This window comes from Rhodophyticola sp. CCM32, assembly GCF_004751985.1.
Taxonomy (GTDB): Bacteria; Pseudomonadota; Alphaproteobacteria; order Rhodobacterales; family Rhodobacteraceae; genus Rhodophyticola.
The window spans coordinates 532,135-556,128 of record NZ_CP038492.1; the positions used below are offsets into that span (position 1 = coordinate 532,135).

The 23,994-nt window shown below is 63.0% G+C and carries 30 protein-coding genes and 1 pseudogene; 18 read left to right on the forward strand and 13 right to left on the reverse strand.

Going from position 1 to position 23,994, the window contains the following annotated elements; genetic code table 11:
- The first annotated feature begins 83 nt into the window (after positions 1–83).
- The gene (locus E2K80_RS02630; RefSeq protein ID WP_238475633.1) at positions 84–662 is read left to right on the forward strand and encodes a GNAT family N-acetyltransferase; all 579 of its coding nucleotides are present in this window, start codon (positions 84–86) and stop codon (positions 660–662) included.
- Positions 663–894: 232 nt separating this feature from the next.
- Here the strand turns inward: E2K80_RS02630 and E2K80_RS02635 are convergent, their stop codons facing one another.
- The 9 genes and pseudogenes from E2K80_RS02635 to pyrC all read right to left on the reverse strand — a co-directional run bounded on the left by E2K80_RS02635 (position 895) and on the right by pyrC (position 8,221).
- A complete protein-coding gene (locus tag E2K80_RS02635; RefSeq protein ID WP_135372493.1) occupies positions 895–1,263 on the reverse strand; it encodes a hypothetical protein in 369 nt (122 codons plus the stop codon).
- On the reverse strand, positions 1,260–1,691 hold the full coding sequence (locus E2K80_RS02640; RefSeq protein ID WP_135372495.1) for a hypothetical protein: 432 nt from the start codon (positions 1,689–1,691) through the stop codon (positions 1,260–1,262). Before E2K80_RS02640 ends, E2K80_RS02635 begins: the two co-directional genes overlap by 4 nt.
- Entirely contained in the window at positions 1,692–2,438 is a 747-nt protein-coding gene (locus tag E2K80_RS02645) for an ABC transporter ATP-binding protein (protein ID WP_135372497.1), read from the reverse strand. It lies immediately after the preceding gene.
- On the reverse strand, positions 2,435–3,217 hold the full coding sequence (locus E2K80_RS02650) for an MlaE family ABC transporter permease (RefSeq protein ID WP_135372500.1): 783 nt from the start codon (positions 3,215–3,217) through the stop codon (positions 2,435–2,437). The genes E2K80_RS02645 and E2K80_RS02650 overlap by 4 nt, the downstream gene beginning before the upstream one ends.
- The gene (alr, locus tag E2K80_RS02655; protein WP_135372502.1) at positions 3,214–4,257 is read right to left on the reverse strand and encodes an alanine racemase; all 1,044 of its coding nucleotides are present in this window, start codon (positions 4,255–4,257) and stop codon (positions 3,214–3,216) included. Before alr ends, E2K80_RS02650 begins: the two co-directional genes overlap by 4 nt.
- Before the next feature lie 30 nt (positions 4,258–4,287).
- Complete coding sequence (locus E2K80_RS02660; protein ID WP_135372504.1) at positions 4,288–4,707, reverse strand: VOC family protein; 420 nt, start codon at positions 4,705–4,707, stop codon at positions 4,288–4,290.
- A pseudogene (locus E2K80_RS02665) lies at positions 4,707–6,202 on the reverse strand (replicative DNA helicase). The gene E2K80_RS02660 and the pseudogene E2K80_RS02665 overlap by 1 nt, the downstream one beginning before the upstream one ends.
- A gap of 226 nt (positions 6,203–6,428) precedes the next feature.
- A complete protein-coding gene (locus tag E2K80_RS02670; RefSeq protein WP_135372506.1) occupies positions 6,429–7,109 on the reverse strand; it encodes an orotate phosphoribosyltransferase in 681 nt (226 codons plus the stop codon).
- Positions 7,110–7,183: 74 nt separating this feature from the next.
- Complete coding sequence (pyrC, locus tag E2K80_RS02675) at positions 7,184–8,221, reverse strand: dihydroorotase (protein WP_135372508.1); 1,038 nt, start codon at positions 8,219–8,221, stop codon at positions 7,184–7,186.
- Between the two features lie 181 nt (positions 8,222–8,402).
- Between pyrC and E2K80_RS02680 the strand changes: the two genes are divergently transcribed.
- The 12 genes from E2K80_RS02680 (at position 8,403) to ureG (ending at position 16,614) form a co-directional block, all read left to right on the forward strand.
- Complete coding sequence (locus tag E2K80_RS02680) at positions 8,403–9,215, forward strand: urease accessory protein UreD (RefSeq protein ID WP_135372510.1); 813 nt, start codon at positions 8,403–8,405, stop codon at positions 9,213–9,215.
- A gap of 37 nt (positions 9,216–9,252) precedes the next feature.
- Positions 9,253–9,555, forward strand: a complete 303-nt coding sequence (locus E2K80_RS02685) for an urease subunit gamma (protein ID WP_135372512.1) — start codon at positions 9,253–9,255, stop codon at positions 9,553–9,555.
- A gap of 125 nt (positions 9,556–9,680) precedes the next feature.
- Positions 9,681–10,118 carry a hypothetical protein gene (locus E2K80_RS02690; RefSeq protein WP_135372514.1) on the forward strand — a complete coding sequence of 146 codons (438 nt, stop codon included), beginning with the start codon at positions 9,681–9,683 and terminating at the stop codon, positions 10,116–10,118.
- Complete coding sequence (locus E2K80_RS02695) at positions 10,115–10,420, forward strand: urease subunit beta (protein ID WP_135372516.1); 306 nt, start codon at positions 10,115–10,117, stop codon at positions 10,418–10,420. The genes E2K80_RS02690 and E2K80_RS02695 overlap by 4 nt, the downstream gene beginning before the upstream one ends.
- A gap of 155 nt (positions 10,421–10,575) precedes the next feature.
- Entirely contained in the window at positions 10,576–11,391 is an 816-nt protein-coding gene (locus E2K80_RS02700) for a cyclase family protein (protein ID WP_135372518.1), read from the forward strand.
- Positions 11,392–11,787: a carboxymuconolactone decarboxylase family protein gene (locus E2K80_RS02705; RefSeq protein ID WP_135372520.1), complete on the forward strand. Its 396-nt coding sequence runs from the start codon at positions 11,392–11,394 to the stop codon at positions 11,785–11,787. It abuts the gene before it with no gap.
- A gap of 400 nt (positions 11,788–12,187) precedes the next feature.
- Positions 12,188–13,897, forward strand: a complete 1,710-nt coding sequence (gene ureC, locus E2K80_RS02710; protein WP_135372522.1) for an urease subunit alpha — start codon at positions 12,188–12,190, stop codon at positions 13,895–13,897.
- Positions 13,898–14,171: 274 nt separating this feature from the next.
- Positions 14,172–14,393: a DUF1127 domain-containing protein gene (locus tag E2K80_RS02715; protein WP_135372524.1), complete on the forward strand. Its 222-nt coding sequence runs from the start codon at positions 14,172–14,174 to the stop codon at positions 14,391–14,393.
- Positions 14,394–14,496: 103 nt separating this feature from the next.
- Complete coding sequence (locus E2K80_RS02720; protein WP_135372526.1) at positions 14,497–14,940, forward strand: urease accessory protein UreE; 444 nt, start codon at positions 14,497–14,499, stop codon at positions 14,938–14,940.
- The gene (locus tag E2K80_RS02725; RefSeq protein WP_238475634.1) at positions 14,930–15,571 is read left to right on the forward strand and encodes an urease accessory protein UreF; all 642 of its coding nucleotides are present in this window, start codon (positions 14,930–14,932) and stop codon (positions 15,569–15,571) included. The genes E2K80_RS02720 and E2K80_RS02725 overlap by 11 nt, the downstream gene beginning before the upstream one ends.
- 21 nt (positions 15,572–15,592) lie before the next feature.
- On the forward strand, positions 15,593–16,006 hold the full coding sequence (locus E2K80_RS02730; RefSeq protein WP_135372530.1) for a carboxymuconolactone decarboxylase family protein: 414 nt from the start codon (positions 15,593–15,595) through the stop codon (positions 16,004–16,006).
- On the forward strand, positions 16,003–16,614 hold the full coding sequence (ureG, locus tag E2K80_RS02735) for an urease accessory protein UreG (RefSeq protein WP_135372532.1): 612 nt from the start codon (positions 16,003–16,005) through the stop codon (positions 16,612–16,614). Before E2K80_RS02730 ends, ureG begins: the two co-directional genes overlap by 4 nt.
- On the opposite strand, the gene E2K80_RS02740 is transcribed toward ureG, so the two are convergent.
- Complete coding sequence (locus E2K80_RS02740) at positions 16,591–17,529, reverse strand: phosphoadenosine phosphosulfate reductase (RefSeq protein ID WP_135372534.1); 939 nt, start codon at positions 17,527–17,529, stop codon at positions 16,591–16,593. The genes ureG and E2K80_RS02740 overlap by 24 nt on opposite strands.
- A gap of 173 nt (positions 17,530–17,702) precedes the next feature.
- On the opposite strand from E2K80_RS02740, the gene E2K80_RS02745 reads away from it, so the two are divergent.
- From E2K80_RS02745 to E2K80_RS02760, 4 genes are all read left to right on the forward strand, one after another.
- Positions 17,703–18,602 carry an AAA family ATPase gene (locus tag E2K80_RS02745; RefSeq protein ID WP_135372536.1) on the forward strand — a complete coding sequence of 300 codons (900 nt, stop codon included), beginning with the start codon at positions 17,703–17,705 and terminating at the stop codon, positions 18,600–18,602.
- A gap of 42 nt (positions 18,603–18,644) precedes the next feature.
- Positions 18,645–19,904 carry a vWA domain-containing protein gene (locus tag E2K80_RS02750; protein ID WP_135372538.1) on the forward strand — a complete coding sequence of 420 codons (1,260 nt, stop codon included), beginning with the start codon at positions 18,645–18,647 and terminating at the stop codon, positions 19,902–19,904.
- A 77-nt stretch (positions 19,905–19,981) separates the two neighbouring features.
- Positions 19,982–20,953: an XdhC family protein gene (locus tag E2K80_RS02755; protein WP_135372540.1), complete on the forward strand. Its 972-nt coding sequence runs from the start codon at positions 19,982–19,984 to the stop codon at positions 20,951–20,953.
- Entirely contained in the window at positions 20,950–21,969 is a 1,020-nt protein-coding gene (locus tag E2K80_RS02760) for a molybdopterin-binding protein (RefSeq protein WP_135372542.1), read from the forward strand. The genes E2K80_RS02755 and E2K80_RS02760 overlap by 4 nt, the downstream gene beginning before the upstream one ends.
- Before the next feature lie 208 nt (positions 21,970–22,177).
- Here E2K80_RS02760 and E2K80_RS02765 read toward each other — a convergent pair whose 3' ends face one another.
- Genes E2K80_RS02765 through E2K80_RS02775 form a run of 3 tightly spaced genes read right to left on the reverse strand, consistent with a single transcriptional unit; the run spans position 22,178 to position 23,342 of the window.
- Positions 22,178–22,558 carry a DUF1761 domain-containing protein gene (locus tag E2K80_RS02765; protein WP_135372544.1) on the reverse strand — a complete coding sequence of 127 codons (381 nt, stop codon included), beginning with the start codon at positions 22,556–22,558 and terminating at the stop codon, positions 22,178–22,180.
- 12 nt (positions 22,559–22,570) lie between these two features.
- Complete coding sequence (locus E2K80_RS02770) at positions 22,571–23,002, reverse strand: SRPBCC family protein (RefSeq protein ID WP_135372546.1); 432 nt, start codon at positions 23,000–23,002, stop codon at positions 22,571–22,573.
- A complete protein-coding gene (locus tag E2K80_RS02775) occupies positions 22,995–23,342 on the reverse strand; it encodes an ArsR/SmtB family transcription factor (protein ID WP_135372548.1) in 348 nt (115 codons plus the stop codon). The genes E2K80_RS02770 and E2K80_RS02775 overlap by 8 nt, the downstream gene beginning before the upstream one ends.
- Positions 23,343–23,499: 157 nt before the next feature.
- Between E2K80_RS02775 and E2K80_RS02780 the strand changes: the two genes are divergently transcribed.
- A complete protein-coding gene (locus tag E2K80_RS02780) occupies positions 23,500–23,985 on the forward strand; it encodes a (2Fe-2S)-binding protein (RefSeq protein ID WP_135372550.1) in 486 nt (161 codons plus the stop codon).
- Positions 23,986–23,994 lie beyond the last annotated feature (9 nt).

The window sequence follows — 23,994 nt, forward strand, 5'->3', positions numbered from 1 at the left end:
TTGCCCATCAGCGGTGCCTGGTGATTGATTATATGTTCCCTATATGTTCTTATTTACCATCAGGCAAGCTGTAAGAGAGTTTCATGACAGATCACCGGGCCTCTTCAATGGAATTTGACATTCGCCCCGCCGATTGGGCCGGGTTCAGCGCCGTGATGGGCGAGAAAGGCGGCTGTGGCGGGTGCTGGTGCATGATCTGGCGGCTGTCGAAATCCGAGATGGATGCCGGTCTGGGGGATGGCAACCGCAGGGCGATGAAGGCGCTGTTTGCGGCGGGTGAGGTGCCGGGGCTTGTGGCCTATCACAACGCTGTTGCCATTGGCTGGATACAGGTGGACAGGCGCGCCGCCTTCCCAAGGCTTGACCGGTCGCGGGTGTTGAAACCGGTTGATGACCTGCCGGTCTGGAGTGTGTCCTGCTTTCTGGTGGACAAGCGGTTTCGGCGCAAGGGTCTGTCGACCGCCCTGCTGAACGCGGCCTGCGATTTTGCCAAAGGGCAGGGGGCCAGGATGATCGAAGGGTATCCGATCGACAGCCCGAAAAAGAGCTACCCGCCGGTCTATGCCTGGACCGGGTTCATGGGCACCTATCGCAAGGCGGGCTTTGTGGAGGTCGCACGGCGATCAGACACACGGCCGATCATGCGCAAACCGCTGGCCTGAGGGTCGTAATGATGGCTTTTCGGGGTCAACCTGAAACGGGTCATATCGAAAAAGCACTGGAGCGGATGGCGAGAGAGGCAGTGGTTTGCGGGCCAGATCAAAGGTGAACCGCTTTCGGGCGGAATTCTCCAGAATTCCCCGTGGAAAACTGGAGTTTTCCACCCCTCGGTTCGGGCACTGCCCTCAGAACTGGTGGAGGCGCGTTTCCGAATTACTTTATACCCCAAAGCCTTCAGGCAAATTGCCGGTGCCAGATCACCGCCGCCGAGATCACGATTGCCAGTGCCAGTTTGCCTGCTTCAAACCGCCAGCGCGTCTCGCGCATCTCGTTGAGCGATTGATGCACCCCAAAGCCCAACCCGGCCGGGAACAGCAATGCGATGATCACAACAACCGATGGCAACCCGATCACCGCCCCGACCATGACCACCACCACCAGCGCAATCATCACCGGCACCAGATTGGCCAGCAATCCGGTCACAGAAGCGATATGCTGGCCGCGTTCGCTTTGAAACACGCGCAGCCCCCAATCCGCCAGACCCAGCCCGGCATAGACCCAAAGCCCGGTTGCGATCACCTCGATCGTGGCAATGGGGCTCATGGGGCAAGCAGCCAAAGCAGCGCCATGATCACCGGCAGGGATATCACACTCAGCGCAACCGCAATGGCCGCAAGCCGGGGGCGCCAGCCGGTCGCCTTTGTGCCGCGCCAGAAATCCAGCAGGGTCCAGGCCCAGAGAAAGACCAGCGTGAATTCCAGAATATTCTCGGATCGCAGCGTTGCGGGAACCGCGCGGGGCAGATAGATGACCCATGATGTGGTCAGCCCCGTCAGACCGGAAGAGATCACCGCAAAGGCAAACTGGGCCTTCTGTTCAGGTGTCACCCGCAGGTTCAGCACGGCAAAGACACATGCCAGAAACGGCACCAGAACCAGCATCAGATTGAACAGCAGATAAAACCCGCCCCAGACAGGCGGCAGGTCACCGGGCAGGGGTATCGCTATCGGGGGAAGGGTTTCGCGGCCCATCTAGCGCACCGCCTCGATCGGCCCCTCCGCCGCGCCGGTGATGAACTGGTGCAGATAAGGGTCAGGTGCCGCATCCATCCCGGCCACCGGGCCTTCCCATTTCACCACCCCGTCATGGAGCATCGCAACCCGGTCGGCGATGGCACGCACCGATGACATGTCATGGGTGATGGTCATCGCCGTGGCGCCCATCTCGACCACGATCTCACGGATCAGCGCGTTGATGACACCGGCCATGATCGGGTCAAGCCCGGTGGTCGGTTCGTCAAAGAAAATCACATCCGGTTCCGCGGCGATGGCGCGCGCCAGCCCAACCCGTTTCTGCATGCCGCCGGACAATTCAGACGGGAACAGCTCTGCCACATCCGGGTTCAGCCCCACGCGGCGCAGTTTCTCAACCGCAATCTCGCGGGCCTCGGCCACCGGTCGCTTCAAAGAGCCGCGCAACAGCCGGAAGGCCACATTCTGCCAGACCGTCAGACTGTCAAACAGCGCGGCGCCCTGAAACAGCATCCCGAAACGCGCCAGAAACGCATCGCGGTCGGTCTTGCGGATATCCTCACCCTCGAAACGGATCGTGCCGCTGTCATGGCGGATCAGGCCAAGGATGGATTTCAGCAGAACCGATTTGCCGGTGCCGGACCCGCCGATGATCACCAGGCTCTGGCCGCGCACAAGGCTCAGGTCGACGCCGCGCAGCACCTGCTTGGCGCCAAAGGATTTATGAACATCGTCAAGCTCGATCATCCGGTGAAAAACAGCTCCGTCAGCAGGTAATTGGCCGCCAGGATCATGATCGAGGCCGACACAACCGCATTGGTCGTGGCCCGCCCCACGCCGCGCGCGCCCCGGCCCGAATGCATCCCGTGATAGCAGCCCATCAGCGCCACGATGAACCCGAAAACCGCCCCTTTCACAAGGCCCGACAACACATCCCACAGTTCCAGAAAATCGACCGTGTTGTCGAGATAGATGGCCGGGTTGAAGCCAAGCCGTGTTGTGCCCACCAGATAACCGCCGAAAATGCCGATGATATCGCCCACCGCCACCAGCAGCGGCAGGGTCAGCACCGCGGCCAGAACCCGCGGCACGGTCAGGTATTTCATCGGATGGGTCGACAGCGTGACCAGCGCGTCAATCTGTTCGGTCACTTTCATGGTGCCGATCTCGGCGGCAATCGCGGCGGCCACACGACCGGCCACCATCAACCCGCCCAGAACCGGGCCAAGCTCGCGCACCATGCCGATGGCGACGATCGAGGGCACAACGGATTCCGCGTTGAACCGGGACCCGCCCGCATAGATCTGCAAGGCCAGCGCGCCCCCGGTGAAAAGCGCCGTCAGCCCCACCACCGGCAGGCTGAGCCAGCCGATCTGCATCAGCGCATGGGCAAATTCACGCGGGTAGAATGGTGGCCGGACCAGATGGCTGAGCGTCTGCGCGGCATAAAGTGCGATCCGCCCGATAACGCCCAGCATGCCAAGGGTCGCCCGGCCTGTCGCAGCAAGGGGGGAGAGCAGGATCATGACGGCCCCCCGCTATAGTGACGCTCATACCGCGCGCCAAGCGATGTCAGTATTTCATAGCCGATGGTGCCTGCGGCCTCGGCCAGGGCATCCACATTCTGGGCCGGGCACATAATATCCAGCATCTCGGGCATGTGGGGCAGATCGGTCACATCCACCCCGATCATATCCATCGACACGCGACCGACCACGGGGCAGGGCGTATCGCCCGCAAACAGCCGGGCCCGCCCGCTCAGCGCCCGGATCAACCCGTCGGCATAGCCGCCTGAAACCGTGGCGATCTTCCGGGGCGAGGGCGCGCAATACGTGCCGCCATAGCCCACGGTCTCCCCCGGGGCGATGTCGCGTGTCTGGATCACCGGCAGCGACAGGCGCAGGGCCGGGCGGGCCGCCGCAAAAGGCAGGCCGCCATAAAGGCCGATCCCCGGGCGTGTCAGATCAAAATGATACTCAGGCCCCAGCAGGATACCGCCCGTCGCACTCAGCGATCTGGGAGCGTGAAGCCCCTCGGTCATCGCAATGAATTGCGCCAGTTGCGCGGCGTTTTGCGGGTGTTCCGGCGTGTCGGCGCAGGCCAGATGGCTCATCACCAGGGTCAGCGGCCCGGCCTCAAGCCCGGCGCGCAGTTCGGCCCATTCATCGGCCTCCATCCCCAGACGGTTCATGCCGGTGTCAAGCTGTACCCCGTAAGGCGCATCGGGCAGGGCCTCACGATGGCGCGCCACCTGCGCCGCACTGTTCAGCATCGGGGTCAGACCCGCGCCACGGATTATGGCCGTATCTGTCACCATATGGCCGGAAAAGACATTTATTTCAACATTTTCTCCAAGGGCCTTGCGCAGGGTGGCGCCTTCCTCGGCGACCGCCACGAAGAAGCGTCTGGCCCCCGCCGAGGCCAGCGCCCGGGTCACCTCCACCAGGCCAAGCCCATAGCCATCGGCCTTTACCACGGCACCGGTCTCTCCGGCTGAAAGACGGTCCAGCGCGCGCCAGTTGGCGCAGAGCGCATCAAGGTCGATATGCAGGATTCCGGTTGCCATATGTCTCTGTCGGGTCTGTGGCCCGGAGCGTCAAGAGGGTGTCTTGGCGTCGGTGAGGGTCATGCCGGGGGCGGGATGGGTGCGATAATGCGCCAGCCGCGAGGCCAGATCGCCCTCGTGAAGCTCCAGTTTATGGCCATCGGGATCAAGGAAATAAAGCGATGCGCCCTCGCTGCGATTGTCTTTCCACAGGCGCGCGGAGGCGGCGATTTTCCTGGCCAGATCGGCGAAACCTCCGGGGCTGCAGGATAGGGCGATATGGCTGTCATCGCCGCGTGGCGACATCTCGGTGCTCACTTCCAGACAGAGCCAGAGCGTGCCAAGCTCCAGATAGGCGCCCCGGGGCCATATGGCGGCCCGGCGCGCGCCCAGAACATCCTCGTAAAACTGCAAGGACCGGCTCAGGTCGGACACGGCCAATGTGATGTGATTGACCCCCGAGATTGCCATCAGAACCCGTCCGAATTGCCCGCCTGCCAGGGTTTGACCAGATTGCCGAACCGGGTGAACTGCCCCTCAAAGCTCAGATCAAGCGAGCCGACGGGCCCGTGCCGCTGCTTGCCGATGATCACCTCGGCCTTGCCGTGAAGCTGTTCCATCTCCTGCTGCCATTTCGCCATGGCTTCCAGATTGTCTTCGCCCGGCTTTTCACGCTCTTTGTAATATTCACCGCGATAGACAAACATCACCACATCCGCATCCTGCTCGATCGAGCCGGATTCACGCAAATCGCTCAATTGCGGGCGCTTGTCCTCGCGCTGTTCAACCTGGCGCGAAAGCTGCGACAGGGCAATCACCGGGATGTTCAGCTCTTTCGCGATGGCCTTCAGGCCCTGGGTGATTTCCGAGACCTCATTCACCCGGTTCTCGGATTTCCCCGACCCGCGCAGAAGCTGCAGATAGTCGATGATCAGCAGGTCCAGCCCCTGGGGGAGCGTTTCAGCCGCCGGGCCCGGGCCGCCAGCTGGCTGATCGGCAGAGCAGGCGTGTCGTCGATATAAAGCGGGCAGCTTTCAAGATCCTGCGCCGCCCGCAGATACCGTTGAAATTCCTGCTCATTCAGATCGCCCTTGCGGATCAGTTCCGAGGGCACTTCTGCCGCCTCGGACAACACCCGCTGCGCCAGCTGCGCCGCCGACATCTCAAGCGAGAAAAACCCCACAACCCCGCCATCGACCGTGCCGTCGCTGCCATCGGGTTTCGCGCCCCGTTTCCAGGCCCTGGCCACGTTGAAGGCAATATTGGTGGCCAGGGATGTCTTGCCCATGGAGGGACGACCGGCAAGGATCAGAAGATCGGAATTGTGCAAGCCGCCCAGCATCTTGTCCATATCTGTCAGGCCGGTCGATATCCCGGCCAGACCGCCGCCCCGGTTATAGGCCGCATTGGCGATATCCACCGCGTCGGTCAGGGCCCGCAGGAAGCTTTGAAACCCGCGCGAGGTGGTGCCGGAGGAGGCGAGTTTGAACAAATCCGCTTCGGCCTCGACAATCTGTTCATCCGGTGTGGCCTCATCGCGGACGGTCTGGGCGCGGTCGGCGATGGTGCGCCCCAGATCAATCAATTCGCGCCTGAGCGCCAGATCATGGATCAGTTGCGCATAATCGCGCGCCGCCGATGTGGCGATGGCGGACAGTTGCAGGCGCAGCAGATATTCCGCCCCGCCCAGGTCTTTCAGTCCCGGATGATCGGCCAGAAAATTCTTCAGCGTGGTGGCGTCGGTTTGCAGCCCCTTGGTGATCCGGCTGGCGGCGGTGGCGAAAATCTCCCCATGGACGGGGTCATAGAAATGGTCGGGTTTGACCAGGTCATCCACCCGGTCCAGCACATCATTGGAGGACAGGATCGCGCCCAGAAGCTGTTGTTCCGCTTCGATGTTATGGGGCAGCTCTGCGGCGGCTTCCAACGCGTCGCCGGTCGGATTGATGGCCTGTACCTCATTCATGTCGCCGTCCCTTATTGTGCTTTTGCCGCCCTGGTCCCCACCTTTGGATCGGGCCTACAGGAGCAGGCGCAGACCGGTCAATCTGGATAAGCTGTGGATAGGCTGTGGGTCGAAATCGGACCTGTATATTGCCTTTTTTATGGGGCAGACGTCAACATCTGGTGGTTTTGCGCCATGTCCGTGGCCAAATAAACACGCGGGGGATTTATTCGCAGGCGGCCTCGGGTCAGCCGCCGCCGCGGGCCGCGCGCCAGGCGTCGGGGCCGGCAAGGAATCGCTCCACCTCGGTCAGGGTTTCCTCATCGAAATCGCCCGCCCGCCGCGCCTCGGCCACCACATCGGCCCAGGTGCACAGGTAATGCAGGGTGATGCCTTCGGCCGCCAGATCGGGCAGCGTATCGGCAAAGATGTCATAGAAGAAAATCACCGCTGTGTCGCCGCAAAGGGCCCCGGTCTTGCGGATCGCCTCGACAAATTTCAGTTTCGAGCCGCCATCGGTGGTCAGATCCTCCACCAGCAGCACCCGCTCGCCTGCGTTCATCTGGCCCTCGATCTGGGCATCCCGGCCATAGCCTTTGGGCTTCTTTCTGACATAGGTCATCGGCAGCGCCATACGCTCGGCAACCAGCGCGGCAAAGGGGATGCCGGCGGTTTCGCCCCCGGCGATATTGTCGAAAGCCTCCAGCCCGGCATTGCGCATCACCGTGCAGGTCAGAAAATCCATCAGCGTCGCGCGGATGCGCGGGTAGGAGATGAGTTTTCGGCAGTCGATATAGGTTGGCGCCTGTTTGCCCGAGGAATGGGTGAACGGCTCTGCCGCATTGAAATGAACGGCCTTGATGTCCAGCAACATGCGGGCAGTCATCTGCGCCATGGTGTGTGGGTCGGGATAGGTGGCAGGGATCATCTGGTGCCTCATATGGCGGGTATTGTGGTGGGCCGGGAATGCCTCCGGCGGGGATATTTATCAAGCAGAGAAGATCAGGTCACCTGCCAGAACAGCGGATGGCCGGGATCGAACAGGGTGACGGGGCCTTCATCGGTGGCGATCTGGGTCGGGTAGGGGACGGGGCTGGCCTGTTTGGTCAGGGTGAGTGTGGCGTCATTGGGGGGCAGGCCGTAATGGGCCGGGCCGTGGAGCGAGGTGAAGCCTTCCAGCCGGTCAAGCGCCTCTTCCTCCTCGAACACATGGGCGAGGCAGGACAGCGTGTTGGTTGCGGTGAAGCAGCCCGCGCAGCCGCAGGCCGAAAGTTTGTTCGGGTCCGTATGCGGCGCACTGTCCGTGCCCAGAAAGAAGCGCGGATTGCCCGAGGTCGCGGCCCGGCGCAGGGCCTGTTGATGGGTGTTTCGTTTGGCCACGGGCAGGCAGTAATAATGCGGTCTGATACCGCCTGCCAGAATATGGTTGCGGTTGATCATCAGGTGATGCGTGGTGATGGTGCCTGCGATTTTTCCTGTGGCGTCAGAGACATAGTCGATGCCATGGCTTGTGGTGATATGTTCCAGAGTGACCGTCAGGCCGGGGGTGGCGCGGCGCAGCGGGTCAAGCACGGTGTCCAGAAAAACCTGTTCCCGGTCGAAGATATCGACCTCGGGGCTGGTGACTTCCCCATGGATGCAGAGCGGCAGGCCGATCTCGGCCATCCTGTCCAGCACGCCACGCACCTTGTCGAAATCGGTCACGCCCGAGGCGGAATTTGTGGTGGCGCCTGCCGGGTAGAGTTTCACGGCGGTGATCAGCCCGCTTGCATGGGCGGCGGCCACATCATCCGGGTCGGTGTCTTCGGTCAGATACAGCGTCATCAGCGGGGTAAAAGGGCTGCCCTTGGGCAGGGCGGCGAGGATGCGCGCGCGATAGGCGGCGGCATCCGTGCCGCGCACCACCGGCGGCACCAGATTGGGCATGATGATCGCCCGGGCGAAATGGCGGGTGGTTTCCGGCAGAACGGCGGCCAGCATCGCGCCATCGCGCAGATGCAGGTGCCAGTCATCGGGGCGGCGCAGGGTCAGCGTGGTCATGGGCCTAGCGCTACACCGGGGGGCGGGAACTGCCAAGGGGGAAGGCGCAGGGCGGGGGATATATGGGCCATGCCGGATTTTTGCGCCGATCTGCCTAAATATTGTGCGAATTGCAATGCGAAGATGGGGGCAGGCCCGGGGGTCGCTTGTCTTGGCGGGGGTGGCTTGCAAGAGTCGGTCCATGTTTGATGCCGCCGCTCCCGTTCTTCCCCTGCAACGCACCCATGGGCGGGCCCATGTTGCCATCGCGGGCAGGCGGCTGACCCATCTGCATCAGGAAGGCGCCGCCAAGGCGATGCTGCCGCGCATGCATGGGCGCGTGCCCGAACTGGTGTTTCTGAACACCGCGGGCGGGGTCACCGGCGGGGACCGGTTGCAGTATGAGGTTGATCTGGGTGCAGACAGTGCGGCGGTTGTCACCACCCAGACGGCGGAGCGGGCCTATCGCAGCGCCGGCGGGCGGGCCCGGGTGGCCACCCGTCTGACCCTGGGGCCCGGGGCGGTTCTGCATTGGCTGCCGCAGGAGCTGATCCTGTTTGACGGGGCCGCGCTGGAGCGGGATTTTCAGGTTGATATGGCCGCCGATGCCACCTTGATTGCTCTGGAAACACTGGTTCTGGGGCGTGCAGCCATGGGCGAGGTGCTGGCCCGGGTCGATTTGCGGGATCACCGGGCCGTGCGCCGGGCCGGGCGGTTGATGATGGTGGAACCGGTGCGGCTGAACACCGCTGATCTGACCCGGGCGGGATGCGCGGGCCTGAACGGGGCCGGGGCGCTGGCCAGTCTGACGATGATCGCGCCCGGTGCAGAGGACCGGCTGGCGGCCCTGCGCCGGGTTTTGCCCGCCGAAGGCGTGGTGGCCGCAGCCTCGGCCTGGGGCGGGCGGATCACCGCCCGTTTCATGGCCACTGACGCCTATCCGCTGCGCCGTGCCGTGGGCCGCGCCATAGAGGTATTGAGCGGTCAGCCCCTGCCGCGGGTCTGGCAGATGTGAGCCCAGGCAAAGATGTGACCACAACCAAGGATATCCGATGAACCTTACCCCCCGGGAAAAAGACAAATTGCTGATCAGCCTGGCCGCGATGGTGGCGCGGGGCCGTCTGGACCGTGGTGTCAGGCTGAACCATCCCGAAGCCATTGCGCTGATCACGGATTTCGTTGTCGAGGGCGCGCGCGACGGGCGCAGTGTGGCGGAACTGATGACCGCCGGTGCGCAGGTGATCACCGCAGATCAATGCATGGCGGGGATTGCCGAGATGATCCATGATGTGCAGGTGGAGGCAACTTTTCCCGACGGCACCAAACTGGTGACTGTCCACCATCCGATCCGCTAGGGTCGTATGCGTATCTGTGGAATCATCTGTGCCGATCCGTTTGGGCGATTGCCCCGTGAGACAAAGGATGGCGGGGCAGGCCCCGCGTTTCATACCAATCTTCCGTGCCAAAGGAGTGAACCGAGATGTTGCTGAACCTGGTCCTGGGGGCGATCGCCGGGTATCTGACCCCGATTGCCGCCCCGCATATCAAACGGGTGCTGGAGGATACCTTTCAGGTCAAACCTCCTCCGGGGGAGGTTGACTATGACATGCTGAGCCTGGTCACGCTGTTGCTGGCGGCGGCGATACTGGTCTGGCTGTTCGGCCTCAACAGCATGGCCTTTCCGCTGGTTCTGGGCGCGCTGTCGGGGCTGTTTGGCAAGCAGATTTACCAGATGATCATGACGCCTGAGACGGCGGCGGAGGATTTGGCCCCGGCAGATGAGGCCCCACCGGACGACGCAGAGCAGGTTGAGGCGGCGGCGGAACCCGCCGAGGCCGCAGCGGAGGCCGAAACACCGCCACCGGCCAGCGCCAAACCCCGCAAGCCGCGCAAATCCAAAAAGGCTGATGACGGATGATCCCCGGTGAGATTCTGACCGCCCCGGGAGAGATTGTGCTGAATGAGGGCCGCGCGGCGATCACCCTGACCGTGGCCAATACCGGCGACCGGCCGGTTCAGGCCGGCAGCCATTATCATTTTGCGGAAACCAATGCCGCGCTTGATTTTGACCGGGCGGCGGCCCGTGGCTATCGTCTGGATATCGCCGCAGGCACCGCCGTGCGCTTTGAGCCGGGCCAGACCCGGGAGGTGCAACTGGTGCCATTTGGCGGTGATCGGGTGGTTTACGGGTTCAATCAACATGTCATGGGCCCGTTGTGAGGGCCCCCGCGCAGACAGGCAGTGCTGCTCTGCGAGGAAGATATGTGGCTGAAATCCAAGCATAAAGGGTAACGGGGGGCAAACAGACCGGCACAAACCGGCATCAGGCAGACAGGGAAAGGGCTCAACCGGGCCATAAAACGGGAGACGAAGCGATGTGCGATATCTGCGTAATGAATGTGGTAAAGGATCAGATGCTGTCCAGGCGGAGCTTTTTTACCGCCGGGGTTGCAGCCACGGCTGCGGTGGCGCTGAGCACCGGGGCAACGACACCCGCGATGGCGGCCGGTCATGGCGGGGTGTTCGACATGACCCATATGATGGATGAGACATTTCCCACATATTTCGGCGAGCCGGGGATTTCCTATGATCAGGTTTTCAACTTTGCCGATAACGGGTTCAATCTGAATGTGCTGACGGTGAATGAACACACCGGCACCCATATTGATGCGCCCCTGCATTTCTCGGCGGATGGGCTTTCGGTTGATGAAATTCCGGTGGAAAATCTGGTCTGCCCGCTTTGCGTGGTCGATATCGCGGCGCGTGCGGCCGAAGATGCGGATGCGCAGGTGACGCCGGATGATCTGTCGACCTGGATCGCCGCCAATGGGGAAATCCCCGAGGGTGCCTGCGTGGCGATGCATTCGGGGTGGGGCCCGAAGGTGCAGACCGAGGCTTTCCGCAATGCCGATGGTGAAGGCGTGATGCATTTCCCAGGCTTCCATATCGAGGCGACGCAGATGCTGCTGGAAACCGGCGCGGGCGCGATTGCGGTCGATACCCTGTCGCTGGATCACGGGCCATCAGGTGATTTTGCAACCCATTATGCATGGCTGCCCAGCAACCGGTTTGGCATCGAATGCCTTGCGGGGCTGGATCAGATGCCGGCCTCCGGTGCCACGCTGGTTGTGGGCGCGCCGAAAACCGGGCGCGGCACCGGCGGCCCGGCGCGCATTTTCGGGATGGTCTGAATGGGAACCGTTCCGCTTTTGTCAGATGAGGAGGTCAGCGCCGAGGCGCTGGCCGTCTTTGAGGATATCCGCGCGGTGCGTGGCACCGATTTCATCAATAATTTCTGGCGCGCGCTGGCCCATGACCCTGTGACGCTGAAAGCGACATGGGAGCGGTTGAAAAAGGTGATGGGGTCGGGGGCTTTGGACCCGCTGGTGAAAGAGATGCTTTATGTGGCGGTCTCCACCGCGAATGGCTGCTCCTATTGCGTGCATTCCCATACGGCAGCGGCGAAGGCCCGTGGGATGACGGCAGAGCAGCACGGGGAACTTCTGGCCGTGATCGGGATGGCGATGCAGACCAACGGGTTGGTGACGGGGTTGCAGGTTGACGTGGATGAGGTGTTCAGGGCGTGAAGGCTGTGGCGGAACAGAGGGCAGCGCCCGACCCTGGGTGGGCGCATCACAACGCAGGTGTTGAGCGTTTTACGGTGTCGCACGCATCTGTCGTTGGATTGGTTTGCAACCTTGCATGGGCGCCCTCCCGGGGGGAGGGTCGGGCGCTGCCCGGGCTGGTCGCCCGGACGGGGCGATTGGTTGAAGCATCACCACCGGCCACGCCATTGGCCGAGAATGGCCAGCAGGAAGATCGTCTCGCCGATGGCTTGGAGCCAGAATGCTGTGCTTGTCATTTGATGCCTCCGAATATGGTTGAGGCTTGGTAACTCCAACCAACTTGGTCAGGATCGAATGGACAACCTGTTGAAAGCTCACATCAAGTGAACACTTGAAATATTTGACCGGAGGAAAACCTCTTATGCCCACCCCAATCCCCCGCACCACCTATGCCGATATGTATGGCCCCACCACCGGTGACCGGGTGCGGCTGGCCGATACCGATCTGATCATCGAGGTGGAGTGCGACCTCACCACCTATGGCGAGGAGGTGAAATTCGGCGGCGGCAAAGTGATCCGCGACGGGATGGGCCAATCCCAGGTGACCCGCGCGGGCGGGGCGGTGGATACGGTCATCACCAATGCGCTGATCCTGGACCATTCCGGCATCTACAAGGCGGATGTCGGCCTGAAAGACGGGCAGATCCACGCCATCGGCAAGGCGGGCAACCCCGATACGCAGCCCGGCGTGGATATCATCATCGGACCCGGCACCGAGGCGATTGCGGGCGAGGGGCGGATTCTGACCGCAGGCGGGTTCGACGCCCATATCCATTTCATCTGCCCGCAACAGATCGAGGATGCACTGCATTCCGGCATCACCACCATGCTGGGCGGCGGCACCGGCCCGGCGCATGGAACGCTGGCCACCACCTGTACGCCGGGGGCCTGGCATATCGGGCGGATGCTGCAATCGCTTGACGCGTTCCCGATGAATTTCGGGCTCAGCTGCAAGGGCAATGCCAGCCAGCCCGGCGCGCTGGTCGAGATGGTGGAGGCCGGGGCCTGCGCGATGAAACTGCATGAGGATTGGGGCACCACTCCCGGTGCCATCGACTGCTGCCTTTCTGTCGCCGATGACATGGATGTGCAGGTGATGATCCATACCGACACGCTGAACGAAAGCGGGTTTGTGGAAAACACCCTGGCGGCGATGAAAGACCGCACGATCCATGCTTTTCATACCGAAGGGGCCGGCGGCGGCCATGCGCCCGATATCATGAAGGTTGTGGGTTTTGATCATGTGATCCCAAGCTCCACCAACCCGACCATGCCCTATACGGTGAACACGCTGGAAGAGCATCTGGATATGCTGATGGTCTGCCACCATCTGGACAAGGCGATCCCCGAGGATGTGGCCTTTGCCGAAAGCCGCATCCGCCGCGAAACCATCGCCGCCGAGGATATTCTGCATGATATGGGGGCCTTCTCGATCATCGCATCTGACAGCCAGGCCATGGGCCGGGTGGGGGAGGTGATCATCCGCACTTGGCAGACCGCCGACAAGATGAAGAAACAGCGGGGCCGCCTGCCGGAAGAAGCCGGTGAGAATGACAATGCCCGTGTCAAACGCTATGTGGCGAAATACACGATCAACCCGGCCATTGCCCATGGGATTTCAAAACATATCGGCAGTGTCGAGCCGGGCAAACGCGCCGATCTGGTGCTGTGGAACCCGGCTTTCTTTGGTGTGAAACCGGAAATGTCGCTGATCGGCGGCAGTATCGTCATGGCGCAGATGGGCGATCCCAATGCCTCGATCCCGACACCGCAGCCGGTCTATAGCAGGCCGATGTTCGGGGCGTTTGGCCGCGCGGTGGACCGCTCGGCGGTCAGTTTCGTCTCGGGCGCGGCCCAGGCTGCGGGTATCGGGGCGGCACTGGGGCTGCATAAGGAAACCCTGCCGGTGGAAAACACCCGCGGGATCGGCAAGACAGACATGATCCACAATGCGGCGACGCCCAAGGTCGATGTGCATCCCGAAACCTATGAGGTGCGCGCCGATGGCGAGCTTCTGACCTGCGAACCGGCGGCGGAACTGCCCATGGCGCAGCGCTATTTCATGTTCTGAAACATATGTAGATTGCGCAGAGGGCATCGCCCGAACCGAGGGGTGGGCGAGAAGCGCCCGCCCCGTGGGGGCGGTACGGGCGCTGCCCGGCGGTGCCGCCGGGCGGAAGGTGATGCAGGGGTCAGAATTGCACTCCACTGCTGTTAACCGCTTTGCGCTCCGTCCCGTCTGCTGCATTGCGGCTTTGCAGAAACGGCAATTGCCGCAATGCAGCAAAGCCATTATATCCGGGTCAGGGGGAGGATATACGTGTTACAATAACAGGACTTCTCAAATGGCTGCGAATACGACGAATATCAAACATCCCGGCACGATTGTTGATCTGCTCACCAAACCGTTCGTCGCTTTCGGGAATTTCATGGTCAACATCATGGAAAACAATTCCCGCTATCGCGAGGTCGAGTTTCTGCAGGCGCTCAGCGATGAGGATCTGGCCAAGCGCGGTTTGAAGCGCGATGACATTGTGCGCCATGTTTTCGGTCATCTCTTCGTCTGAATACGGGCGATTGCACCAAATTGCGATTGCGCGGCCCGTCACGCACCTTATCGTGGTCAGCGATATCTTTACCTGCTGACCACGCAAAAGGCCCCTTTCCCCGATGACTGCCGCCCATATCCATCACCGTGCCGGCACCTGGTCCGGTCCGGCCCATGACCAGCTGATGCTGGATTATCAATCCCGCTTCCTGCGCCGCAAACGGCTGGTGACAACCTCTGGTGCCGCGCTGATGGTTGATCTGGCTGAAACCGTCTCTTTCAACCATGGTGATGCGCTGGAAACCAATCTGGGCCGGATGATCGAGATATGTGCCGCCCCTGAGTCCTTGCTGAAGGTGACCGGCGATCTGACGCGACTGGCCTGGCATATCGGCAACCGTCATACCCCCTGCCAGATTGCGGCCGATCATCTGCTGATCCGCGCCGATCATGTGATGGCCGAAATGCTGAAAGTGCTGGGGGCCGGGACCACGCCGGTCATGGCGCCGTTTACACCGGAAGGCGGGGCATATGGGCATGGCCGGACCCATGCACATGCCCATTGAGACCGGCGATCTTCTGACCCTGACCCAATGGCTGTCCCCGGGTTTTCCGATCAGCGCCTATGCCTATTCCCACGGGCTTGAGACGGCGATGGCGGAGGGCAAGGTGCAGGATAGCGAAGCGGTCCGCGCCTGGATCGCCACGGTGATTGCCGCAGGCGCCGGGCGCAATGATGCAATCCTTCTGTGTCTGGCCCTGCGCGATGCCGAAGAGACCGGGGCGCTGGCCGATCTGGCCGAAGCATTGGCAGGCTCTGCCGAGCGGTGGGAGGAAACCCGCGCCCAGGGGGTGGCGTTTGCCGAAACCCTGCGCGCCATGGGCCGCGATATCCCCGATCTGCCCTATCCGGTTGTGGTCGGGCATGCCGCCCGTGATCTGGCGCTGCCGCCCAATCTGGTGGCTGAGCTGTTTCTGCATGGGTTTGCGGCCAATCTGGTCTCGGCGGCGGTGCGGTTCATGCCTTTGGGGCAGGCTGCAGGGCAGGGCGTGCTTACCGCTTTGCACCCGGTGATCCGCGACGTGGCGGCCGAGGCTGCGCTGGCCGGTGCCGATGATCTGGGCGGCGCGGCCTTTGCCGCTGATCTGGCCGCGATGACCCATGAAACCCAGGAGGTACGGCTGTTTCGCAGCTGATATGCAAAGGAAATATGTTCCATGTCTGATACCCCTCTCTCTGACACAACCGAAACCGGCCGCAAGCTTTCCGAGACGCTGAACCCGGGGATGGAGGCCGCGCTTGAGGCGCGCTATGGTGATCTCTTGCCCGGCATGGCCGAAGGGGTGGTTGATTTCGCCTATGGCCGCCAATATGCGCGCCCCGGTCTGCCGCTGCGCGACCGGCTTCTGGCGACGATTGCCGCGCTGACAGCCCTTGGCGGCCAGACCGCGCCGCAACTCAAGATCAATATCGCGGGCGGGCGCAAGGCGGGGCTGAGCCGGGAAGAGATTGCCGAGGTGATCTGGCAGATGGCACTTTATGGCGGGTTTCCAAGCGCGATCAGCGGGTTGAACGCAGCGCTTGAGGTCTTCGCTGCCGAGGATGCCGAGGATGAGGAGACAGATAGATGAGCAGCCCCAATGGCCCCCTGCGCGTGGGCATCGGCGGGCCTGTCGGCGCGGGCAAGACAACGCTGACCGAACATTTATGCCGCGCGATGGCCGCTGAGTTCTCGGTCGCTGTGATCACCAATGATATCTATACCGCCGAGGATGCGGAATATCTGCTGCGCGCCCAGGTTCTGCCGGCCGAGCGGATCAAGGGGGTGGAAACCGGCGGCTGCCCGCATACGGCGATCCGCGAAGATGCCTCGATCAATCTGGCGGCGGTGGCGGAGTTCCGGGCACGGCTGCCGGATCTGGACGTGATTTTCATCGAATCCGGTGGTGACAATCTGGCCGCGACCTTCAGCCCGGAACTGGCGGATGTGACGCTCTATGTGATCGACACCGCCGCCGGGCAGGATATTCCGCGCAAGAAGGGGCCGGGGGTCACCCGGTCTGATCTGCTGATCATCAACAAAACCGATCTGGCGCCCCATGTGGGGGTTGATCCCGATCTGTTGCAGCGTGACGCGCAGGCCGCGCGTGGCGACCTGCCCTTTGTCATGGCCAGCCTGCGGGAGGGGACAGGGGTGGCCGATGTGGTGGCGTTTCTACGTGACGCCGGCGGGCTCTGACACCTGCTCCGACGCCTTCAGCTGTTCGGCAAACCGCGGATCATCGGTAACTTTTGCGCCATGAACCGCGACCTTGCGCGCCAGATCAGGGTGCCCTTTCTCCAGGGCGCGGGTCATCAGCCGGAACAGATAGGGCGGATAGTTCCGCCGCGTGTTGCGGGTGATCTGCGCAAAGCGAAGCGGGCGCAGATTGCCCCGTGCCGTCGCCTGCACCAGCCGGTCAATCGCCCCGTCGCTTTCCAGAATCGGGTACAGGTTTATGCCGCACCAGCGCATGGGAACCCGCTGCACATTCGGCCCGCGATAAAGTGCGGCATGTGCCGCGCCAAGCGGTTCATGGGGATCATAGACAATGGTTGCCTGCTCTGCCCCTTCCAGCATGTAGGGGGCATAGCCATAGCGATCGTTGAAATTCAGCCGCCTTGCCGCGCGAAAGCGCATCTCGAACGGCGCATCCTCGCGGTCCAGCGTTGCCGCCGGGCTGAGGGAAAGCACGCGCGCGCCCGGTGAAACGACAGAATAGGCGCAGGCCGCATAGCCGCACATCGGCCCCGCGCCCAGAAAGATCACCTGGTCGAAATCATCAAAGAAATCCTCATCCACCAGCCGGTCGAAAAACCGGTAAAGATTTGCATCGCGAAACCAGCTCTGGCCGGATGCCATGATGTTCAGAAGCGACCATTCCCGCCGTTGTACGGCGTCAAAGCCCAGGGGCAGACCGTCTTTGGTCTGGCGATAGACACGGCCAGCCTCGTCAAATGTGACCAGAAGGGTGCTGCCCTCCTGCACATAAAGCGCTGAATGATGTTGACCCAAACGCTCAAAGAATCCGTGGCTGCGCCCGATCTCTGTCAGATGGTCAAGCCAGGCCTTGCGCGATTCGTAGGCGGATGGCTGGACAGTTTCACTAAACATAATTTCACTACACATAATTTACCTTTTACCAAATTTGACAGCATGTGGGAGCGTTATTACCTGCAACTAAGGCAAAGCTGCGAAACAGATATGGCTTTTCAGAGAGAAGAGGTTAACAAAATCTGAGCAGCAAGCGGAAGACCGCCTTGATGGGCCGGAGGAGGAGACAGGCCATGCAGAGTATCGACGCGGTTGCCCGCGCTTTGGCGGATCAGAAATATGTCTGCGGCCGGTCCCTGGCGACCGTGGTGTTTTTGTCCCTGAAACTGGGCCGTCCGTTGTTTCTGGAAGGCGAGGCCGGGACCGGCAAGACCGAGATTGCCAAGGCGATTGCCGCTGCTCTGGGCCGGCGTCTGATCCGCTTGCAGTGTTATGAGGGGCTGGATGCGTCCAGCGCCGTCTATGAATGGAATTTCGCGGCCCAGATGGTGGCGATTCGCGCCGCAGAGGCGCAGGGCGGGGCGGATGCGGATGCACTGACCACATCGCTGTTTTCCGATACCTATCTGATCGAACGGCCGCTGTTGCAGGCGATGCGCCCGGATGCCTCCGGCGCGCCGGTGCTGCTGATTGATGAGCTGGACCGGACCGATGAGCCGTTCGAGGCCTTCCTGCTGGAAGCCCTGTCGGATTTTCAGGTCACCATCCCGGAACTGGGCACGATCACGGCGCCGGAACCGCCGATTGTGATCCTGACCTCGAACCGCACGCGGGAGGTGCATGATGCGCTGAAACGGCGTTGTCTGTATCACTGGGTCGATTACCCGGATTTCACCCGCGAGATGGAGATCATCACGGCGCGGGTGCCCGAGGCGGCAGAGGTGCTTTCGCGTGAGGTTGTGGCCTTCGTTCAGAAGCTGCGCACCGAAGGCCTGTTCAAACGCCCCGGTGTGGCGGAAACCATCGACTGGGCGAAATGCCTGCTGGCGCTGGATGTGATCAGCCTCAGCCCCGAGGTGATTGCCGATACGCTGGGGGCGATCCTGAAATATCAGGACGATATTCAGAAGCTGGACGGGTCCGAGGCTGCACGGATATTGCAGGAGGTCCGCGCCGAGGCGGCTGCGGCATGACCCTGGCTCACCCATGCAGCGTCTCGGGTTTCGGATATATCCATGTCTGAATATGCCCCGCTGAGCATGCCCGAAGATGGCCGCCTGGCCCATAACATCACCCATTTTGCCCGGGCGCTGCGCAAAGCCGGGCTGCCGCTTGGGCCCGGGCAGGTGATCGAGGCGATCCGGGCTGTGGAACTGGCCGGGTTCACCAGCCGCACGGATTTCTACTGGGCGCTGCATGCCACATTGGTCACGCGCCCGGAACACCGGCAGGTCTTTGCGCAGGTCTTTCGCCTGTTCTGGCGCGACCCGCAATATCTGGAACATATGATGTCGCTTCTGCTGCCCGCGATGCGCGGTGTTGCCGAAGAGAGGCTGGTGAAACCGGCAGAGAAACGCGCCGCGGAGGCCCTGCTGGACGGGGCCGCGCGGGATCTGCCCGGGACCGGCGAGAGGCCAGAGGACGGCACCGAGATCGAGATGGATGCCAGATTGACCCTGTCCTCCGAGGAACGGTTGCGCCGTCTGGATTTCGAACAGATGTCGACAGCCGAAATGGCTGAGGCGAAGCGGCGTCTGTCCCGTCTGACCCTGCCGGTCCGCCCCTTGCAGAGCCGCCGGACAATGGCCGCATCGCAGGGCCTGCTGCCCGACTGGCCGCGCACGATGCGCCGCGCTATGCGCCAGGGGGGCGAAATCACCGGGTTTGAACGGAAAATGCGGCGGCTGCGCTGGCCCAATCTGGTCTGCCTCTGCGATATTTCCGGCTCGATGTCGTCCTATAGCCGGGCGGTGCTGCATTTTCTGCATGCGCTGGCCAATCAGAAACGCGCGGGCCGGGCCCGGGTGCATGCGTTCACATTCGGCACGCGCCTGACCAATATCACCCGGCATCTGGGGCAGCGGGACGTGGATGCCGCGCTGGCCGCCGCCGGCGCCGAGGCGCAGGATTGGGAAGGCGGCACACGGATCGGTGCCTGCCTGCACAGGTTCAACCGCGACTGGTCGCGCCGGGTGCTGGGCCAGGGCGCGGTGGTGCTGCTGATCACCGACGGGCTTGAACGGGAGGATGCCGGGGCCTTGTCGCGCGAGATGGAGCGGCTGCACCTGTCCTCCCGGCGGGTGATCTGGCTGAACCCGCTGCTCAGATGGGAAGGCTTTGCCCCGAAAGCCGCCGGGATCCGGGCGATCCTGCCCCATGTGGATCTGTTCCGCGCGGGCCATAATATCGCGGCTTTGGAAGGTCTGGCGGAGGCTTTGTCGCGTCCTGATGACCCGGGCGAAAAGGCCAGGCTGATGCGCTGGCTGGCGGCATAGGACATATGCCGTGATCCCCGGAACCGCTTGGCAGGGCCCGTGGTTTCGTTTGATATATACACCTGAAGGAGCAGGCGATGGCCGACAGTATGGAGCGGATGCCGGAACGGGCATTGGACTGGCACCGGGCGGGCAGGGGCGCGGTGCTGGCCACGGTTGTGGACACCTGGGGCAGTGCGCCGCGCCCGGTGGGCAGCCAGCTTGTGGTCTCCTCTGACGGCGGGATGGAGGGGTCCGTCTCGGGCGGCTGCGTTGAAGGCGCCGTGGTGGTCGAGGCGATGGAGGCGTTGGAGACCGGGGCGGCGCGGCTTCTGGAATACGGGGTCAGCGATGATGAGGCTTTCGCGGTGGGGCTGGCCTGTGGCGGTACGATCCGGGTGTTGGTCGAACCCGTGGGGCCGGTGCTGCCGGTCGGGATGCTGGAGGCGCTGGTCGCGGCCCGCGCGGCGCGCCGCCCCGTTGCCTATATCGCCGAAACCGGCACGGATACCCGCCATCTGGCCGGACCGGAGGTGGCAGAGCTGGCCGACAGGTTCCGCGAGGATCGGTCAGGCATGGAGGGCCCGCGCTATATCGGCATTCACAACCCGCCCTTGCGGATGATCGTGGTCGGCGCGGTTCATATCGCGCAGGCATTGCTGCCGATGGCGCGGATGGCCGGATATGACCCGGTGCTGGTGGACCCGCGCCCGGCCTTCGCCGCCGAGGCCCGGTTTCCCGGGGAGCGGATTGTCGAGGACTGGCCGGATCAGGCCCTGTCTGCGATCGGGCTGGACCGGCGCACCGCCGTGGTGACCCTGACCCATGATCCCAAGCTGGACGATCCGGCGATCCTGGCGGCCCTGACCGGGGATGTGTTCTATCTGGGATGCCTCGGCTCTGCCCGGACCCATGCAAAACGGGTGGACCGGTTGCAGGCCGCCGGGGTCTCGCCCGGGGATATCGGGCGGATCCATGGGCCTGTCGGGCTGCGGATCGGGGCCAAGGGCCCGGCAGAGATTGCAGTGGCGATCATGGCGGAAATCACGCAGAGGCTGCGCCAGGGATGAAATTCGGGCCGGTAGCGGTGGATGAGGCTGAAGGCAGTATTCTGGCGCATTCGCTGGCTGTGCCGGGTGGGCGGTTGCGCAAGGGGCGGGTGCTGACCGCCGGTGATCTGGATGCCCTGCACGCTGCCGGTCTGCGGCAGGTCAGCGTTGCCCGGCTGGAACCGGGGGATGTGGATGAAAACAGCGCTGCTGCCGAATTGGCCGCAGCACTGGTGCCTGTACCGGAAAAGGCCGGGCTGGTGGTGGAGGCGCCATTCACCGGCCGGGTGAATATCCGCGCTACCGGGCCGGGGATCGTGGGGCTTGAGGCCCCTGCGATCGCGGCGTTGAACGCCATCGACCCGATGATCACCCTGGCCACCCTGCCGCTTCACCAGCGGGTCAGCGCGGGCATGATGGTGGGCACGGTCAAGATCATCTCCTACGCGGTGCCGCGCGCGGCGCTGGATCAGGCGAAGACAATCGCCAAAGGCGGGCTGTGGCGGGTGCCGGTGGCCCGGCACAGCGCGGTGTTGATTGTCACGGAAGGCCCGGGCACACCCGCCAATGCCGGGGACAAGGGCGTGCGCGCCGTGGCCGGGCGGCTGGAGGCTTTGGGGGTCACGCTGAGCCGGGTGGAGATTGTGGCCCACGCCGCCCCGGCGATTGCCGCGGCACTGGTCAGGACGGGGGCGGGGGCTGATATGGCGTTGATCCTCACCGCCTCCGCCACCTCGGATGCGGGCGATGTGGCCCCTGCGGCCCTGATCGCGGCGGGCGGGCAGTTGACCCGATTCGGGATGCCGGTGGACCCGGGCAATCTGCTGTTTCTGGGGCATCTGGCGGGCAAGCCGGTGATCGGCCTGCCCGGATGTGCCCGGTCGCCCGCGCTGAACGGGGCGGACTGGGTGCTGGAACGGGTCGCCTGCGGGCTTGATGTGACCCATGAGGATATTGCGGCGATGGGGGTGGGGGGCCTGCTGAAGGAAATCCCCTCGCGGCCGCAACCGCGAGAGAGACGCCCGAAACGCGGGTAAGGTGATTTGTGTCTGCCATGAGCCATCGCCAGTGCCCCGAGGGCGGGGCAGGGTATCGGGCAGGCAGGTTCAAGGCGGAATTCTGCAGAATTCCGGGTGGAAAACTTGAGTTTTCCACCCTCCTGGCGTCTTGCAGCAGGTCCCGGGAAACATGACATATGGCCTGTCACGTACAACGTGTCGGGACATGTTTGAGACATCCGCCATGTCAGAAAATCCCCTGTGCGGCGATCATCACCACACCGGCAAGGATTGCATAGAAGCCGTCGATCAGCATCGCCGCAGTGGATTTGCGCATGAACGCCCCGGCGGACATCAGCAGCACCGCCACGGCCAGGATGGCCAGAAGTGCGGTGCCAAGCGCCTCGGTCGTGGCGGTGACGCCGATCACCAGCGCCAGCAGGAACAATCCCGCCAGTTGCAGTACCATGGCCAGCATCGGAATGCTGTCGCGATCGGCCTCACTCATCCCGCTGCCGCTGGCCCAGACCCGGCCAAAGAGCGGACCATACCAAAGCCAGCCCGCGCCAAAGGCCACGGCGGTGCCGACAATCACCGCCAGCCAGTTCAGGGTTTCAGGGATCGTCATCGCCCGGCCCCCTTATGCCAGTGCCGCGTCAAGCGCGGCAAGGATTGCGGCCCAGCCACCGGCGTGATTGTCACGGCTTTCCTCGCTGGGGAAGCGGATGTGATGCAGAGTGACCTCGGTGCCGCCCTCACTGGGTGACAGGGTCAGCGTCACGGTGCTGCCCTCGGTCGAAAACGGGCTTTCCCAGGTAAAGACCAGCCGGTTGGGGCGGTCGATCACCTGATAGGTGCCGCCATGGGGTATATCCTGTTCACCCGCGCGCATGACAATCTCGAAACGTCCGCCCTCACGCGGGTCGGTTTTGGCGCTTGGCACGGTCATGTCCGGGTTGGGCGTCATGAATCGCGTCAACAGGGCCGGGTCCAGCCAGGCATCGAACACGGCCTCGGGCGGGGCGGAAATGGTGCGGGTGGTGGTCAGTTCCAGGTCTGTTGTCTCAGTCATCTTTGGCAGCCTCCTTGGTGAAAATCCGGTCGAGCGCGTCAAGCCGTTGGGCCCAGATCGAGCGCAGATCGGCAAACCAACTGTCGATCTCCGACAGCGGGTCGGTCTGCAACTCGATATAGTGATCCCGCCATTCGGTCCGGCGGGTGACCAGACCTGCGGCTTCCAGGGTTTTGATGTGTTTGGAAACCGCATTCAGGCTCATCGCAAACTGATCCGACAGCACCGTCACCTTTTGCGGCCCATGCTGCGCAAGCAGCGTCAGGATGGCCCGGCGGGTGGGGTCGCTGGCGGCTTTGAGAATCGCCGTAAGCTGATCTGGCTCTGTTCGTTCAACCATATGGGTGAATTATAGGTGACACCGGCATCAGTCAACCAAAAAGATGAATGATGCGAGCGCACGCTGCAACAGGCCCGGCGGCGAGCCCCCGGAAAATCCCTTTTGCAATTCTGCCGATCCGTGATTGGATATGAGACATAACCGAGGGAGGATTTTGATGACCCAGGTAAGCATGACCGTGAATGGCAGCACCATGTCCGGGGATGTCGAGGGGCGGACCCTGCTGGTAGAGTTTCTGCGCGAGGGCCAGGGCCTGACCGGCACCCATGTGGGCTGCGACACAAGCCAATGCGGCGCCTGTGTGGTGCATGTGGATGGCCAGGCGGTGAAAGCCTGCACGGTTCTGGCGCTGGAACTGGAGGGCGCCGAGGTCAGAACCATCGAGGGGATGGCCAATGCGGATGGGTCGCTTGGGCGTATTCAGCAGGCCTTTCAGGACCATCACGGGTTGCAATGCGGGTTCTGCACGCCGGGCATGGTGATGTCGGCGGCAGCACTTCTGAAAGACAATCCAACGCCAAGCGAGGCGGAGATCCGGGACTATCTGGAAGGCAATATCTGCCGCTGCACGGGCTACCATAATATCGTCAAGGCGATCCTGGCGGCCAGCGGGCAGGATGTGTCCGCCATCGCGGCGGAATAACGCGGGCCC